At 41.7% G+C, this 17,306-nt stretch carries 17 protein-coding genes; all 17 read left to right on the top strand.

The genetic code is table 11. The features are described from left to right. Position 1 precedes the first annotated feature (1 nt). The 17 genes from rfbG to gap all read left to right on the top strand — a co-directional run bounded on the left by rfbG (position 2) and on the right by gap (position 16,662). Positions 2-1,069, top strand: coding sequence for a CDP-glucose 4,6-dehydratase (gene rfbG, locus ACZOTW_RS01635; protein WP_483997317.1), 1,068 nt, complete (start codon positions 2-4; stop codon positions 1,067-1,069). Further along, complete coding sequence (gene rfbH, locus ACZOTW_RS01630; RefSeq protein WP_483997316.1) at positions 1,054-2,406, top strand: lipopolysaccharide biosynthesis protein RfbH; 1,353 nt, start codon at positions 1,054-1,056, stop codon at positions 2,404-2,406. The genes rfbG and rfbH overlap by 16 nt, the downstream gene beginning before the upstream one ends. Before the next feature lie 3 nt (positions 2,407-2,409). Next, the gene (locus ACZOTW_RS01625) at positions 2,410-3,297 is read left to right on the top strand and encodes an NAD-dependent epimerase/dehydratase family protein (protein ID WP_483997315.1); all 888 of its coding nucleotides are present in this window, start codon (positions 2,410-2,412) and stop codon (positions 3,295-3,297) included. Between the two features lie 9 nt (positions 3,298-3,306). Further along, entirely contained in the window at positions 3,307-4,122 is an 816-nt protein-coding gene (locus ACZOTW_RS01620) for an aldolase/citrate lyase family protein (RefSeq protein ID WP_483997314.1), read from the top strand. Positions 4,123-4,135: 13 nt separating this feature from the next. Further along, on the top strand, positions 4,136-5,908 hold the full coding sequence (locus ACZOTW_RS01615) for a thiamine pyrophosphate-binding protein (protein WP_483997313.1): 1,773 nt from the start codon (positions 4,136-4,138) through the stop codon (positions 5,906-5,908). 12 nt (positions 5,909-5,920) lie between these two features. Continuing rightward, positions 5,921-6,868, top strand: a complete 948-nt coding sequence (locus ACZOTW_RS01610) for a glycosyltransferase family 2 protein (RefSeq protein ID WP_483997312.1) — start codon at positions 5,921-5,923, stop codon at positions 6,866-6,868. A gap of 1 nt (position 6,869) precedes the next feature. Continuing rightward, the gene (locus tag ACZOTW_RS01605) at positions 6,870-7,226 is read left to right on the top strand and encodes an LbetaH domain-containing protein (protein ID WP_483997311.1); all 357 of its coding nucleotides are present in this window, start codon (positions 6,870-6,872) and stop codon (positions 7,224-7,226) included. Further along, positions 7,217-7,501, top strand: a complete 285-nt coding sequence (locus tag ACZOTW_RS01600; RefSeq protein ID WP_483997310.1) for an LbetaH domain-containing protein — start codon at positions 7,217-7,219, stop codon at positions 7,499-7,501. The genes ACZOTW_RS01605 and ACZOTW_RS01600 overlap by 10 nt, the downstream gene beginning before the upstream one ends. Before the next feature lie 14 nt (positions 7,502-7,515). Next, entirely contained in the window at positions 7,516-8,664 is a 1,149-nt protein-coding gene (locus tag ACZOTW_RS01595) for a glycosyltransferase family A protein (protein ID WP_483997309.1), read from the top strand. Between the two features lie 3 nt (positions 8,665-8,667). Then, positions 8,668-9,192, top strand: a complete 525-nt coding sequence (rfbC, locus tag ACZOTW_RS01590) for a dTDP-4-dehydrorhamnose 3,5-epimerase (RefSeq protein ID WP_428037257.1) — start codon at positions 8,668-8,670, stop codon at positions 9,190-9,192. Further along, entirely contained in the window at positions 9,161-10,060 is a 900-nt protein-coding gene (locus tag ACZOTW_RS01585) for an NAD-dependent epimerase/dehydratase family protein (protein WP_177746933.1), read from the top strand. The genes rfbC and ACZOTW_RS01585 overlap by 32 nt, the downstream gene beginning before the upstream one ends. 6 nt (positions 10,061-10,066) lie before the next feature. Then, entirely contained in the window at positions 10,067-11,038 is a 972-nt protein-coding gene (locus ACZOTW_RS01580; protein ID WP_483997308.1) for a glycosyltransferase family 2 protein, read from the top strand. Further along, positions 11,035-11,994: a glycosyltransferase family 2 protein gene (locus ACZOTW_RS01575; protein ID WP_483997307.1), complete on the top strand. Its 960-nt coding sequence runs from the start codon at positions 11,035-11,037 to the stop codon at positions 11,992-11,994. The genes ACZOTW_RS01580 and ACZOTW_RS01575 overlap by 4 nt, the downstream gene beginning before the upstream one ends. Then, positions 11,973-12,908 carry a glycosyltransferase family 2 protein gene (locus ACZOTW_RS01570; RefSeq protein ID WP_483997306.1) on the top strand — a complete coding sequence of 312 codons (936 nt, stop codon included), beginning with the start codon at positions 11,973-11,975 and terminating at the stop codon, positions 12,906-12,908. The genes ACZOTW_RS01575 and ACZOTW_RS01570 overlap by 22 nt, the downstream gene beginning before the upstream one ends. Positions 12,909-12,924: 16 nt before the next feature. Next, entirely contained in the window at positions 12,925-14,172 is a 1,248-nt protein-coding gene (locus ACZOTW_RS01565) for a glycosyltransferase family 87 protein (protein WP_483997305.1), read from the top strand. A 47-nt stretch (positions 14,173-14,219) separates the two neighbouring features. Next, the gene (locus tag ACZOTW_RS01560) at positions 14,220-15,569 is read left to right on the top strand and encodes a S1 family serine peptidase (RefSeq protein ID WP_483997304.1); all 1,350 of its coding nucleotides are present in this window, start codon (positions 14,220-14,222) and stop codon (positions 15,567-15,569) included. Between the two features lie 82 nt (positions 15,570-15,651). Continuing rightward, positions 15,652-16,662 (top strand): type I glyceraldehyde-3-phosphate dehydrogenase, encoded by a 1,011-nt coding sequence (gap, locus tag ACZOTW_RS01555; protein ID WP_440254945.1) that lies wholly within the window; start codon positions 15,652-15,654, stop codon positions 16,660-16,662. The last annotated feature ends 644 nt before the right edge of the window (positions 16,663-17,306 follow it).

Genomic DNA, 17,306 nt, shown 5'->3' with positions numbered 1-17,306 from the left:
TATGTGGAGCGATACCTATAAAGGCAGACGCGTTTTACTTACCGGGCATACGGGATTTAAAGGGTCGTGGCTTGCGTTATGGCTTACCCAATTAGGGGCCGAAGTTTGCGGGTACTCCTTAAAACCCAATACGGTGCCTTCTATGTTTACGGCGCTGGATATTGAACATAAAATTGCCAAAAATGTCTTTGGCAATATTTTGGATAAAAATCTTTTAAATAAAACCTTTGCCGAATTTCAGCCGGAAATAGTATTTCACTTGGCGGCCCAGCCGTTAGTCCGTTTATCCTATGCGGAGCCGGTCCTTACCTATGAAACCAACGTAATGGGCTCCCTAAATGTATTGGAAGCCGCCCGCAAAACACACTCTGTAAAGGCTTTTGTAAATATTACTACGGATAAATGTTACGAAAATAAAGAAATCGCCCGGGGCTATACGGAAGATGATCCGATGGGGGGGTATGATATGTATTCGTCCTCCAAGGGGTGTGTGGAAATTTTATCCTCGTCTTACCGCCGCAGTTTCTTGCAGGACGGCTATGCGTTGGCTACGGCCCGCGCCGGGAACGTGATCGGCGGGGGCGACTGGGCGGCAGACCGTTTATTGCCCGATTGTGTGCGTTCCATAGAGGAAGGAAAAACCATAGAAATCCGCAACCCGCACGCTACGCGCCCCTGGCAACACGTTTTGGAGCCGCTTTCCGGCTATTTACTTTTGGGGCATTTGCTCTATACCCAAGGGCACAAATACGCCGAAGGCTTTAACTTTGGCCCGAAAGCAGACAGTGTTTTAACCGTGGCCGAAGTAGCCAAACTAGCGGTAAAGTATTACGGGAAAGGGGAAGTGGTGGTGCATAAAAAAGATAACTTGCACGAAGCCAACCTGCTAATGCTGGATATTACCAAAGCCAAGGAACGCTTGGGCTGGACGCCAACCTATACGGCCGAGCAGGCTGTGGAAAAAAGCATTAGTTGGTATAAACAATTTTACGAAGGAAAACCAATGTACGATTTTACCTTACAACAGATTAGTGAATATATGGAGAAGATGCAATGGAAAAAGAATTAAGAGCGGCTGTCCAAGCGGCGGCGGCAAAGTATTTTGACGAAGTTTGTGGCACTAAAAAAGAGTTATCTTATATTCCTGCTTCGGGCAAACTGTTAGACAAGGCAGACCTGTCCAATATGATTGATGCTACCTTGGATATGTGGCTGACGGCAGGACGGTTTAATGACCAGTTTGAAAAGGACTTTGCCGATTTTTTGGGCGTCAAATTCGCCCTATCTACCAACTCCGGTTCCTCGGCCAATTTGTTAGCCTTATCCGCTCTTACCTCTTATAAATTGGGCGACAGACGGCTTAAAAAAGGCGACGAAGTCATTTCCGTTGCTGCCGGCTTTCCCACCACCGTTAACCCGATTATCCAGCAGGGTTTAATTCCCGTATTTGTGGATTGCGAAATCGGCACCTATAATATTGACGTCAAACAAATTGAAGCGGCCGTTTCGCCCAAAACCAAGGCTATTTTCCTGGCACATACATTGGGAAATATGTTTGATATGGATGCCATTATGGACATCTGCCAAAAACACAATCTGTGGCTGATTGAAGACTCCTGTGATGCTTTGGGGGCCGAATGGGACGGCAAAAAGGCGGGCACGATTGGGCATATCGGCACATACAGTTTTTATCCGGCCCACCATATGACAATGGGCGAGGGCGGCGCCGTGGTAACCAACGACCCGCAACTTTACCGCATTATTTTATCGTTCCGCGATTGGGGCCGCGATTGCTGGTGCAAGCCCGGGGTGGATAACACCTGTAAAAACCGTTTTAATATGCAACTGGGGCACCTGCCTTTTGGCTACGACCACAAATACACCTATTCCCATATCGGGTTCAACTTAAAAATTACCGATTGGCAGGCCGCTGTGGGGGTAAGCCAACTGAAAAAATTGCCGGGCTACCTGCAAAAACGCACCGAAAATGCCGCTTATTTAATGAACAAACTGGCGGACCTGACAGATGTGCTTATTTTACCCAAGGTGGACAGCAAGGTAAAACCCTCCTGGTTCGGCTTTTTAATTTCCGTCAAGCCCGAAGCCAAATTCACCAAGCAACAATTAGTGGAATACTTGGAAAAAAACGGGGTGGGAACCCGCCAATTATTTGCGGGCAACCTTTTGCGCCAACCGCTAATGGTAGAAAACGACGTAACCCTGCGTATTGGTGCAGGTGCGGTGCAAAATTCGCGCGATTTGACCGAGGCTGATTATCAAAAATTGCCCAATACAGATTTTATTATGAACAATACCTTCTGGGTAGGGGTTTTCCCGCGGTTAGGGGAAAAAGAATTGGATAAGACCTCGCGCCTTATTCACGAATTTGCCGCCCAGCATAAATAACATATGAAAAAACAACTTTTGCTGACTGGGGGGAACGGGTTTATAGGTAAGAACATACGGGAGAGTTTTTTGGCCCAAAAGTATGATATTACCGCTCCGCGCAGCAACGAACTTAACTTGGCTGATACAGAGGCCGTGGATAACTATTTTAAAACGCACCAATTTGATGCGGTTATCCACGCAGCGGTAAAGCCCGGACACCGCAACGCCAAAGACCCGACGAACCTGCTCTACACCAACTTGCGGATGTTTGAAAATCTGGCCCGCCATACGGACCGGTTTGGCCGCCTGATTAATTTGGGCAGTGGCGCAGTGTATGATTCAGCCGCCGACAACCGCCAAGTAACCGAGGAACAAATCGGGCTGCGGATGGGAAAAGATGACCACAGTTTTTGTAAATATATAGTGCATAAACGAATTGAAAATATAAAAAACGCAGTGGACTTAAATATTTTCGGCATTTTCGGCAAGTACGAAGACTGGGAAATCCGCTTTATTTCCAATGCTTGTTGCAAAGCCCTTTTTGATATGCCTATTACGTTGCGCCAAAACCGCCGGTTCAGTTATTTGTACGCGCCGGATTTAATGCCCGTGTTGGATTACTTTATAGAGCACGAACCGAAGTTCAAATGTTATAACGTCGTACCTGATGAAGAAACCGAACTTTTGCAAGCCGCGCAAACGGTTTTGGATGTCAGCGGAAAAAAATTGCCCATACAAGTTGCGCACGAAGGTTACGGCCTTAATTATTCCGGCTCCAATGCCAGATTAAAGGTCCAAATCCCGGGGCTTACGTTTACCCCGATAAAAGAAGCAGTATCAGCCCTGTACGGATATTACCAAACCCAAAAGGCTGAACTCAATCCAGATTTATTACAAACAAATAAATAGGAGTACCCAATGAACAATTTAGAAAGAAAAATGTTGGAAACCTTGCAAGATTTAAAAGCCAATCACCACGTGATCGGCATTAAGGCTGAGTTTGAGGCCGAGGGTACACGTATGGAAGAAGCCTTACGGTTAAAAGAAGTGGTAACCAAGGCCGGGTTGGATTTAGTTATTAAAGTAGGCGGTTGTGAAGCCATTAAAGATATGTTTGATGCGCGTACCATTGGCGTGAAGGGTATTGTCGGCCCGATGATAGAAACCCCCTACTCAATGAGCAAATATGTAAAGGCAACGCACTTTGTCTTTCCGGAAGAGGAACGCCAAGAAATGGAATTTTTTATTAACGTGGAAACCTATACCGGAGCAGAAAATTTAGATGATATGATGGCCCTCCCGGAATTTAACGAATTGGCGGGCATTGTGTTGGGACGTGTAGATATGACAGGTTCTATGGGGTTATCGCGCGAAGATATTAATTCAGAAACTATTTTTAAAATGGCCGAAACAATGAGTGCCAAAGTACATAAAGCAGGCAAGAAAATGGTTATCGGCGGAGGGGTATCTGCCCACTCGTTACCGTTCTTTTCCCGCCTGCCGCAAGGGTCTTTAACCAAGTTTGAAACGCGCAAAATTATTTTTGATGCCCAAGCCGCAATCAAAGACCCCAACGCCGATAAAGGCATTTTAAAGGCCGTAGGCTTTGAACTGATGTGGCTTAAAAACAAGCGCGATTTTTACGGGATGATTTACCGTGAGGACGAACAACGTCTGACAATGCTGGAAGCCCGTTACAAAAAATTAATTGAAGAAGCGGGCGGACAATTTTAGGTATTTTTTAATTATGATTAAAACCTCGGATTATTTGGTTAAAAAGTTGGAAGCGTTGGGCGTGGATACTGCTTTTATGGTGTCTGGCGGCGGAGCAATGCACTTAGACGACAGTTTTGGTAAAAGCAAAAAAATCCGCTTAATTTGTAATCATAACGAACAAGCCTCCGCTATGTGTGCCGAAGGCTACGCACGCGCAAACCAAAAGTTAGCCGTGGCGTGCGTAACCACGGGGCCGGGCGGATTAAACTGCTTAAACGGGGTTTTCGGTTCTTGGACGGACAGCGCACCCGTGTTGTTTATTTCCGGACAAGTAAAATATACCACCACTTTATCTTCTTGCCCAGATATTCCGTTGCGCCAACTGGGCGACCAGGAAGCAAACATTATCCGCGTAGTTACACCGCTAACCAAATTTGCAAAAATGGTTACGGACCCTTATGATATTGATGCCGCTGTGGAAGAAGCCGTTTTCAGAGCCACTACCGGCCGCCCCGGACCGGTATGGTTGGATATTCCGCTAAATGTGCAAGCCGCGCCGATTGATGAAACCAAACTCAAAAAATTTGTTTGTCCGGCAGAAAAAACTGCCGATATGGCAGACAAACTCCGCCAAGCCGCGGACCTGTTAAAAAAGGCCAAGCGTCCGGTACTTATCGCGGGGAACGGGATTCATTGTGCGGGAGCGCAAAATGATTTGCGCGCGTTTTTGGATAAAACTCAAATCCCGGTATTGGCTACGTTTAACGGATTTGATTTAATTCCGTCTGATGACCCGCTGTTTGCGGGGCGTATCGGCACCGTAGGCCAGCGTGCTGGGAACTTTGCCCTGCAAAACGCTGATGTAGTGCTGTGCGTGGGCACACGCAATAATATCCGCCAAGTGAGTTATAACTGGGAAAATTTTGCCAAAAATGCCAAAAAAATCGTGGTGGATATTGACCCTGCCGAACTTGAAAAGCCAACGGTCCGCCCCGATTTGCCCATTTGCGCGGATGCGGGATATTTTCTCCGCGGATTGACCGCACAAGTCGGTCTGCTTGATATTGCGCCCTGGCGCGAATACTGCCGCAAAATGCGGGCCAAATATCCGCCCTTGCGGGAGTTTTCTATTAATCCGGCAGATAAGGTTCACCCATATTTGTTTATGGAAAAATTGAGCCAAATTCTTCCGCCCGAAAGCCGCGTGGTGGCCTCTAACGGTACGGCTTGCGTGGCATTTTTTCAGGCATTTGAAAGCAAAGAGGGGGAACGGCTTTTATTAAACTCCGGTGATGCTTCTATGGGGTATGGCCTGCCCGCGGCTATCGGTGTGTGCGCGGCGAATAACCGCCGGGACGTGATCTGCCTGGAAGGCGACGGCAGTATTATGATGAATTTGCAAGAATTGCAAACCGTAAAAACCAATAATCTTCCGCTTAAAATTTTTGTACTGAAAAACGGAGAATATATTTCTATTATCCAAACCCAGCGCAACTTTTTTGACGGACGGCTGACGGGATGCAACGTGCAAAGCGGGGTGGAAGTGCCGGACTTTGTAAAAGTGGCCGAAGCCTTTGGCTTACCCTCCGTGCGCATCAGCACCAACAGCGAACTGTCCGACAAATTACAGCGGGTGCTAACAATGCCCGGCCCCGTAGTGTGTGAGGTTACTTGTACCGAAAATTACACCTTTGCGCCGAAACTTTCCGCGCGCAAACTGCCTGACGGCACAATGATTAGCCCGTCCCTGGAAGATATGTATCCGTTCCTGGACCGCAAAGAAATGGAAGAAAATAAATTTTAGGATATAAATCCAATGTTTAACATTAAAGACTACTTGGAAATTATTATTCCAACATATAATCGCAAAAAAGATTTAGAAAATGCCTTAAAACAATTTTTATCACCTGACAGCCCTGTGCGAAGTTGTTTGATTACTATTTTGGATAATGCCTCAAATGATGATACTGAAACTTTTGTAACCCAATTAATTTCCACACATCCTAATATTCAATATAAAAGACATAAAATAAATATTGGTATGGGCGCAAATATTTGCGCTGCAATGGCTTTGGCAAGCAAACCATATTATTGGTTAGTAGGCGATGACGATTCTTATGATTTTACTCATTGGAATTTGGTAGAAAAATACCTACAACAAGACCCAGATTGTTTAATTGTTACTAATTTTATAGTCAAAGATTACTCTGCCCCGGCTCTAATAAATCATTTAGGGCTGCTTTCTGCGGGGATTTATAAAACCGCCAATATTACACCCGAAATTATTCAAAATGCCTATGCAAATATTGTTAATATGTTTCCGCATTTTGCATTAATAACGCATCTTATTAATGAGCATAAAAAATTTATAGTTATGCCTAATGCCATAACCATTTGGGGCACCAATAATCCTGATCCACAAGGAAAAGCCTATATTCGCGGATGTAATAATGAGAGCAAAATTTGTCCCCGCTTAAAATATATGTGGTTAAGCCCTGCCTGGTATAATATCCTGCAAATGCTAAAAGATTCTAAACTGAAATCAAAATTAATTAATGAAGGATATAAGTACAGCGATCCACCCACGGATACAACCTCACGCAAGTGCATAAAAGAATTTTGCAAAACCAACTCTTTATTATTCAACAATTATTATGCGAATATTGTTGATGCTTTTTTTGCATTTAATATCAAAAATAAATTATGGTTACTCTTTTATGTAATGTATTTTTATATTCGCAAAATCTTTCATAAAGAAAAATAAAATGAATTTAAAAACATTGATAAATAAATTAAGACATAAAAAAATAGACTTTAAGGAAAAATGGCGCCAAATAAATAGGCACAATTTTTTGTCTATTGAAAATGAATTTAATTTTTCCATTGTTTCTGTCGGAAAAGGAACTTACGGCAGTATGAGAGTGATTTCATATGGCTCCGCGGGAGAAAAACTAACTATAGGAAATTATGTTTCAATGGCACTTAATACTACTTTTTTCTTATCTAGCGGGCACGACTTTAACAAATTTACAACATTCCCGTTTAATGTATTTTATTGCAATTGCGCATATGAAACCCCATCCAAAGGAGAAATTATCGTACAAGATGATGTATGGATTTAACCATTTTACCGGGTGTTACCTTGGGCCAGGGATGCGTTATTGCGCTAGGAAGTGTGGTTACTAAAAATGTACCGCCCTACGCGGTCGTAGGGGGTGTACCTGCCCGTGTTATCAAATATAGGTTCCCGGCAAATATAATTAAGAAGTTGCTTAAAATAAATTTTTCCAAACTAGATAAACAGCTGTTTATGCAACATAAAGATTTGTTTAACCAAAAATGTAACGATCAAAATATTGATGAAATTTTAAAATATTTGCCTCAAAAAATCTCATAATAAAAAGGTCCTCTATGGCAGAAAAAAAATTTTTAGATTTTATTGTACCCACTAAAAACCGTTGGCATCTGTTAGAGACAACATTATTGTCTTTTTTAGCCCAAACCAACAAGAATTTTAACTTGTTGATTGTAGATAACAGTGATGAACAAAGGCAAGAATTACTGGCGCAAAAATTATTGGAAAAATATAAAAATACACTATCCATTAAATATTACAAAACAGGCGGACTGAATATGTTGGATAATTGGAACAAGGGCTACCAATTATCCGATGCCGACTATTGTTATTTGGTAACAGATAAAATTGTATTAGATTCGCGAGCCGTTGAAATTTTTGAACAAGGAACAAAAGATTATCCTGATACTAATCTGTTTTTATTTTCTATTTCCGGGGACACCCATTGGCATAAAGAAGAATCAAAAAAACTAATTTCTTTAACATTAGAAGATATGGCGAACTTCTTTAATGCTTGTTGGGGCAGTGAATTAAAAGCCTTTCTCAAACGTGATTTTAAAAATAAATTAATCCAACAATATGGAAAAATTATTCACTTTGTGGGAGGCGATGTAGATGAAGTGTATTTGGCCTTAATGAACTCCGCTACCTATGCCTCTATCAATTACAATATTATCCAGCAACGTAACAATATGGTGGGCAGCGTCGGGAGAAGTGGGGAATATGGAGGAAATATTTATAAAAGATATTTGCAAGACCATCATTTAGATTATGATAACCTCTATCCTTATGCTCCTGTTAATATTGCTAATAATTGGAACGGGATGTATAACGACCTTTTTGCAACCGCCAAACTATGCAATTATCCCTGTGATAAAAACCAAATGAACAAGGTAAACTATATCATTGGGCTTTACATTTCTTTGATTCAATTTCAACGCTTATACCAGGTTTCAAATCCAAACGATTTCTTAAAATTACATAATTATATAGAAGAAAACAACCTACAATTTCATCCAGAAATTAATAATTGTTTTCGCTATTATGCGAACCACTATACCATACAAGATTTCAGACTCCCAGTAAAAAAAGAACGTTCGCATAACAAATTTTCGCCTTTACTAGAAAAAATTTTTTCTGTTAAAAAAGAAAACGGCAAAAAAATTATTCGGTGTTTAGGGTTTAAATTATATATAAAGAGATAATTTATGAAATTTATAGAACAAAATATTCCAGGGGTTTATTTAATTGAAATGGAACCATTTAAAGATGAAAGAGGTTCCTTTGCACGTCAGTTTTGCTTAAAAGAGTTGCAACACAACGGTTTGGAATTTTCTATGTGCCAGTGCAATTTATCGGGTAACACGCACAAGGGAACGCTACGGGGGCTGCACTATCAAAAAGACCCTTTTCCGGAAATCAAAATTGTTTCTTGTTTGCGCGGGCGTATTTTTGATGTTGTGGTAGATTTACGGCCGAACTCGCCAACTTATCTAAAACATATCACAACAGAACTAACGGAAGGTAATAATAAACTTCTCTATATTCCGCCTATGTGCGCCCACGGTTTTCAAACATTAGAAAATGACTCTACTGTATATTATCAACTGGGGGAATTTTTCCACCCGGAAGCATACGCCGGAGTACGGTGGAACGACCCGAAACTAGGCATTAACTGGCCTATAAAAAATCCTATTATTAATGAAAGAGATAACAACTATGCCCTCCTCTAAAAAAGTATTAGTTACTGGTGCTACCGGCCTTATTGGCAAGGAACTCTTGGAACCTTTACGCCAAGCCGGTTTTGATGTTTTTGCCATAACCATAGACCAAAACTCTCCCGCTATTGCCGGAGTTAATTGGTTAAAAGGCAATTTATTTGATGAGAATTTTATTGCAAAAATTTTTTCCCAAATACAACCGCAATATTTGCTCAATATGGCGTGGTGTACTACGGGAAATTACCAAAACAGCAATCTTAATTTTGATTTTGTGCGCGCAGGTCTTACCTTACTAAAATACTTTGCCCAAAACGGAGGAATACGCGCGGTATTTGCCGGAACCTGTTTTGAATACGCTTTCAAAGATACTCCAATTAAAGAAACAGATAAAATTGAACCTCACAATATTTATGCTTTTTGCAAAAATAATTTACACGAAATAGCCTCGCAATTTTGCAAAGCCAATAATATTAGTTTTGGCTACGGACGCATTTTTTATGTTTATGGACGAAACGAACACCCAACACGCCTTACAGCCTCTATTATTAATGCGTTAAAAGCCGGAAAAACCGTTTCTGTTAATCACGCACAATTAGTAAAAGATTATATGTATGCCAAAGATATTGCAGCGGCTTTTGTTAAGTTTTTGGATGCTAAAACCGAAGGTGCCGTAAATATTTGCACCGGGGTTTCTGTTTCTTTGGCTGAATACGCCCAAACAGTGGCCCGCCTTTTAGGTAAAGAAAACCTGTTAGATTTAAAAAATTTACCAACAACCCAACCTGCGATTATCATAGGAGATAATAGCCGGCTAACAAATGAGGTTGGGTTTGTACCTCAATACACTTTACAGGAAGCATTAAAAGAAATTATTAACTAATAAAATATGTACACAATAGACGATATCCAGATTTTTGTAACCACCCATAACAGGGCTTCTTTATTAAAAGAAACTCTGCAGAGTATTCTTGCGCAAACTGTACCCATAAAAAACATCACAGTATTAGATAATGAAAGCACAGACAATACCGCAGAAATAGTGTTTCAACTAAAAGACAGGGGGGTACATTATGTTCACACAACTGGTTTTTTGGGTAATTTTAAAAAAGCACAAGAATTGGTTTCTCGTCCATATTGTATGCTATTTCACGATGACGATTTATTGCACCCTGCCTATTTGGAAAACGCATTAAAAGCACTTAATTCTTACCCCAATATAGCCCTCATCACAACCACCCACTCCGCATTTGCAAACAATTCTGTTCCGCAAATGCCGAAGCAGGTTTCTCCTAGTCATATTTTCTTTACTTCGCCCCAAAAATGGGCACAATATATATATTTCTACGAAGGAGTTTCGTATGCCCCGGCAATATACAAAAGCAAGGCATTAAAAGAATCTTCGTTGGAATATGAAAAATTTAACAAATTTAATGATTGGCCTCTTTTAGCCAAAATGGCACTGCACGGAAATGTCGTTTACTTTACAGATAAACATTTTATGTATATGCGCCAACATCAAGGCCAAGATAGCAACTCCTTAAATTTTCCAACTATTCAACAAATAGTTAATTGGGATAAACTATTCTATGAATTAATGGGCGCAAATAACAAACATTTACTTCTTCACTATCTGTACGCCTGGCACAACAAACATTTTTTGTTCGGTAAATTAAATGTTGGAAAGAAGTTAGATGACAAGCACTATACCCTTGCGGCTTTAACAGAGTGCTGTAAAAAAGAAAATCTACCTACTTGGAATTTTAATACCAAACCTTTCAAATGGCTTTTTCTGCCATTTTTGAAACATTTGGAGCGCTCTTTTTTATCCCAAATAACAAATACTTGGCCAATAAAATGAATAAATTAGAATTATTTTTAATCACCTTTAACCGCAAGGATAAATGTAAAAAAACCCTGGAAACTATTTTGGCAGATAATTCTCCGCTAAAAGGTTTGCCTCTTACGGTTTTAGATAATGCCTCTACGGACGGTTCAAGTGAGGTAATAGAAACTTTTGCCAAGAAATTTGCAAATGTTACCCATATCCGCCACCCGAAAAATATCGGCGGTAATGCCAACATCACCCGCGCCTACGAAATGGCTACCGCCCCTTATGTGTGGGTTGTGTGTGATGATGACGAATATGATTGGACAAATTGGCAAGAGTTAGAGTTTGCGCTTAAAAACAATCCTCCGGCCGTTGTGGTAGCAAACTACAACGCGCCGGAAAAGGGGATTCAATATCTATTTAAGCAACTTTCATTTGTGCCTGCGGGCATATATCGTACGGACTTATTAACAGCCGATATATTGATGAATATGTACTTTAACATTTCCAATATGTTCCCGCAATTGGCAGTTGCGGCAGCCGCTATCAACACAGGAGAAAAATTGCCAATTTTACAAAAACCTTTGGTAACTATGAAATTGAATCCCGGTAATGATTCCTATGTCCGAGGAGCCAAAAAAGTTAATCAAGTGCATCCTTTACTCAAAAATATGTTTTGGGCGAAAGGCTATTTAAGTTCTATCCCAATGTTACAAAGCCCGGCTTACCGTCAAAAATGTTCTTTTTTTGCCAATGCCGAAAATGAAAATTTTTACAATTTTTGCGGCCGTTATTTGGCAAACGGAAAAGGTTTATTTTATATCTACGCAACAGGAATCCATTTAAGTTGTGGTTGGGCTAAATTAGCCTTTGCTTTATTGGCGCCGGTTGCATATTGCTGTTCATTTTTTAAGGACGAAAAAGGACTAAATATTCGCTTATTTGGTCATATAAAAACAAGAATATGGAAATTCAAAAACAACTAGAAATCATTATTCCGACATATAATCGGAAAGTGCATATCACACACACGCTGGAACAATTAACAGCGGCGGACAGCCCGGTTAAAAATTGCTCCATTACGGTTTTAGACAACGCCTCTACGGACGGTTCAAGTGAGGTAATAGAATCTTTTGCCAAGAAATTTGCAAATGTTACCCATATCCGCCACCCTAAAAATATCGGCGGTAATGCCAATATCACCCGCTCCTACGAAATGGCTACGGCCCCTTATGTGTGGGTGGTGTGTGATGATGATTCTTTTAAGTGGGACGCCTGGGCCGAAATTGAAAAAGCATTGGAAACAGAAGAATACGACCTAATTTTAACCCGCAAAGACGACCTGAAAGGGTCTAACAATATTGCCAAAATTGTCCGCCAATGCACCTTTGTCCCGGCCGCTATTTATCACACCCGTATTATTACAAACGGGGTACTGATGAATATGTACAACAACATCCCCAATATGTTCCCGCATTTGGCCTTGGTTTGCGATATTTTAAACAAAAAAGGCCTTATTTTCTTACCCCAAGGGGAAATAATGGATAAATGCACGTTAGACATTGTTTTTTCCGGGGATGACTGGAACACCCGCGGCGCCGAAAAAAGTTATATTCCGGCAAGCACCCGCAATATGTTTTGGACGGTCGGCTTCTTAAATTCGTTGCAAATGATAGAAGATCCCAAACTGCGCGCCTATGTATTAGAAAATGTGGGAAAACACGGTTTCTTTGGCTATATTTTCGGTTCTTTCCGCAAGAATTATACTTTTTACAACGGAAACAAACTAAATGAAGCCTTTGTAAAAAATGATTTGAATTTTACCCAACGAATCAAATTCTTTTTTGCGCGCCATTTATTGAAATTAATCACCCTGTTTATCAAAAAAAAGAAAAAATAAAGATATAATATTTAATATGTTTGCCAGTATTAGGGATTTTTGGCTGAAAGATATTACCCCGGAAAAACGGGTAAAATTCTTTTGTGGGGCACTCCTAGTTGGGTTAGTTGTTGCTCTTGCTGTTTGTACGGTAAACCTGTTTTTGCACCGCGAGTATTATCCGTATGTTACCTTTCTTTTTGACCCGCGCTACCGCTTTAACGATTTTTACGAAACTATAAAAATAGCCCGCGGCGAGCAAAGCGGCAATTATTTTCCGTTCTTTGTGTGGGCCTTACAAGGGTTAAAATACCTGCCGGAAAAAGTCTCTCTCTACGCAATGCTTGCGGGAGGAACGGCCCTGTATTTTGCCTTGGCCCGTTGTGCTTTTTCGTTCCTCAAACAAAAATGGACTGCGCCCCTAATTTTTACGCTGTGTTCCTTTCCGTTCCTTTTGGCGTTGGACCGAGCCAATACGGAACTTTTGTTGTTTGCTGTCTGCGCCGCGTTTCTACTGTGCTACAAGGCCAAACGCTTTTGGTTAGCCGCCCTCTTACTAGCCGTAGGAATCAATATGAAACTTTATCCCGCCGTATTCCTCGTACTTTTTATGGCGGATAAACACTATAAAGAACTAGCCGGAACGGTGCTGTTTACCGGGACCCTGTTGGTACTTGGCTGGTGGGGGAGCGGGTTTCAAGGATTTGCAGGTTTTGAAGGGTTTAATATACGCCACCAGTTACTGCCGCTGGGGCTGGAATTTTCACACTCATTTTTTAACTTAATCCGGGTGCCCGTCTTTCTGCTAACGCAAATACAAGGCGCGCCTGAAAGTTGGGAAGCATTAATGATTTTCTCCCGTAACACAATGCCCTTTTATATGTTTTTTGCATTGGGTATTTTTTCCTTTATCTGCGCCTATATTATATTTATTAACCGTAGTTTCGTACGGGCCGCACTTTTGTTAGCCCTATCCGAAGTGTTTCTGCCCTTTGTCTCGCACGATTATACACTAATCCAACTGGCCCTGCCCGTACTCTTACTATTAAAAGGCCCTCGTGAAAAAACGGATAATTTAACCGTTTTCTTACTAGCCCTTTTGTTTATGCCAATGAATTTACCCTCTCATTGTTTTTTCGCATCTTATTTTGATTTAGTACTCAATTTGGGCTCTTTTTTGCGTCCCTTAATAGGAGTCGTGCTAATAGTACATTTAATGAAAGATTTTTCCTTTTCTCGCCTATTACAAGGCATAAAAAAGTATTATGGACCCAAGGGGAATTAGGTCCTTTGACCCTTGTTAGCCACCGACGCAAGTGTTAAAATATAAGTATGAAAAAATATATTCTTTTAACTTTTGCCTTTCTATTTTCTGTTTTAGTGCCCGCTACGGCGGGGGCTCAGGTACCTTCTATCAGCCGCGGCGCACGCGCCGCAGAGCAGGTTTCAAAAGCAACCTCAAAAGGAATTAGCCGCTTGCCTTCCGTGGCCTTACCCACCAAGGTCAAAATTCCCTCTGCCGTTACTTTCCCGGCTGGTTCGTCTGTTTCCAAATTATCATCTAACATTTCCACTCTTTCCAGCAAGGTCCAATTGCAAGAAGCCCTGTCCCAACTCCAACAGTTGCAACAGGAAAACTTGCGCCTTAAAAATATCTTGGCGACCGAAGTTATCCCGAAAGATGCGTATATCTTTCAAGCGGTGGAATCACCCAAAGCAGCCGCAAATATCAGCGGTACAAACATTTTTTCGGGAACGGTCGTTTCTATTCCATACAATGGAAAAAACGAGATATATGGCGTTATAGCCACACATGCAATCGCTGTGTCATCCAACGAAAAAGACGCTTTGCACAAAACATTCACCGCTATTGTCTATAAAAACGGTTTGCCGCACGAAGCAACCGTAGAGGTAGTGGCCTATTCGCCCAAGAGTATGTTGGATATGGCTCTTGTCAAATTTCCAAAGGATATTGAGTCCCTTTTGGCTCCTTATTCCATTAGCGAGGCTACCCCTTATCTGGATAATAATTTACTTTCCAAAGGTTTTACGCACTCTTCCGCAGCCGCTATTCCGGAACGCAAGGTAGTAGGTGTAACGCCAATTTCTATTCGCACAACGATTTCTATGCCGGCCGAAAAACGTCCCGGTCTGTGCGGCAGTGCGGTGTTAAACGACAAGGGGGAACTGGTGGGCATCCACACAGGCAGTATTCACCACACAGAGGACCCCGGTAAGGACGTTGCCTACGCCACGCATGCGCATTACCTTTACAAATTGGTGGAAGCCTATCACAACGGCGGTGTAGCCAAAGTGCCCTTTTATTTTGACGATAAGCCTATTTTTGATATGGATATTGACGAATATCTAACGGCAGGCTCCTTATTGGACGAAAACCAAAAGGCAATTAAAAACCTTACGTTTGAAAGCAAATTTTCGTATAGCAAAATTAAAAACGCGATTGCAGACAAGCTCGAAGGCCGCTATTTGCAATTAACCACGCGCCGCGCGCAGTGGGATAAAGACGGGTTAGCCCTTATTGAAGGGCGCACCAGTTCCGACCACAGCATTAAAACAACATACGTGTACGATTTAAAGGAACAAAAATTAATTAAAAAACGTCAAACGGTGTATAATCCTGCCACCAGACGGGACACCAAAATTGATGTGCCGCTTAATTAACCCTATTTACAGGGTACACGAACGGCTCAAAAAATAGTAAAATATTTGCAGAAGTAAAAAATCTATGGAGGGTGTAAACTGTATGATTAAAGTTGGTATTAACGGTTTTGGCCGCATCGGTCGCTTTGTATTCCGCGCGGCGCAAGAACGCAATGATATTGAAATCGTAGGCATCAACGACTTGTGCCCGGTTGACTATTTGGCTTATATGCTCAAATACGATACGATGCACGGCAAATTTAACGGCACCGTGGAAGCGGACGTTGAAAACAGCCAGTTGATCGTCAATGGCAAAAAAATCCGCGTAACCGCTTGCAAGAACCCCGAAGAATTGGCTTGGGATAAAGTAGGTGCCGAATATGTAGTAGAATCCACCGGTTTGTTCCTTACCCAGGAAAAAGCGCAGGCCCACATTAAAGCCGGCGCCAAATATGTGGTAATGTCTGCTCCGTCCAAAGACGCTACCCCGATGTTCGTAGTCGGCGTAAACGAAAAAACCTATGTAAAAGGTACCCAATTCGTTTCCAACGCTTCCTGCACCACGAACTGCTTGGCTCCTATTGCCAAAGTTTTGAACGACAAGTTCGGTATTAAAGATGGTTTGATGACCACCGTGCACTCCACCACCGCCACCCAAAAAACGGTTGACGGTCCTTCTATGAAGGATTGGAGAGGCGGCCGTGCCGCTTCCGGCAACATCATCCCGTCTTCTACCGGTGCTGCCAAAGCCGTAGGTAAAGTAATTCCTGAACTCAACGGCAAATTGACCGGTATGTCTATGCGCGTGCCGACCTTGGACGTTTCCGTGGTTGACCTTACCGTCAACTTGGCCAAACCGGCCACCTATGCGGAAATCTGCCAAGCGATGAAAGAAGCCTCCGAAGGAGAACTCAAAGGCATCTTGGGTTACACCGATGAAGCCGTTGTGTCTTCCGACTTCTTGGGCTGCCCGCTTACGTCTATCTTTGACGCCAAAGCCGGTATCGCCTTGACGGATACGTTTGTGAAAGTCGTATCTTGGTACGATAACGAAATCGGCTACTCTAACAAAGTGCTGGATTTGATCGCCCATATGGCTTCCGTAAACAAATAATCTTATTTGTTGCAAGAGAGGGCTTCCGCAAGGGAGCCCTCTTTTTTGTCTAACACCCAATTTGTAAGATTAATAAAAATATGTAATGTATGCCGGCGGGCCGTAACAACCTCTGCCTGTGGCAATATCTACTGTCCCTGCCCCTAAACTATTCCAAGCCGCTCCACTGGGAAAAAGCAAAGGCAAAGAAGGGGAAAAACAACCTCCGTAATCGGGCTACTTAAAGACATAAAACATAGAAGCAAACCAGAAATACGCTTCTACTTGCGGGCTAAAATTTGAATAACAGCCAAATAATTTACGTCAATTTATAATATAATATTAGAGATTTGACGGATAATGTACGGCCACTGTTCTCCGACGGAGAATAGAACTAAATTTTTACGAAAAAAATATTTTTAAAAAATTGTTGCATTTTTTTAAAAAAAAATATACACTATTTGTATCTATGAAAAACAAAAACATTTGGACCATTATTTCGCACTCCATTTCCGCTTCTGCAAAGAAGTCGGTCGTTTTTGCATCCGATTTGTTTAATCTATTTTCTATGTGCAATCTATATACTAGTATTAAAAATAGATATTTTAGTCCGGAACCAATGGTTATATAATTTTTGTTTTAGATTTTATTTAAAAACCCCGGGC

This window comes from Candidatus Avelusimicrobium sp., from assembly GCF_056976295.1.
Note: the sequence above shows the minus strand (reverse complement) of the source record. Positions and strands in the feature narration are given on the sequence as shown.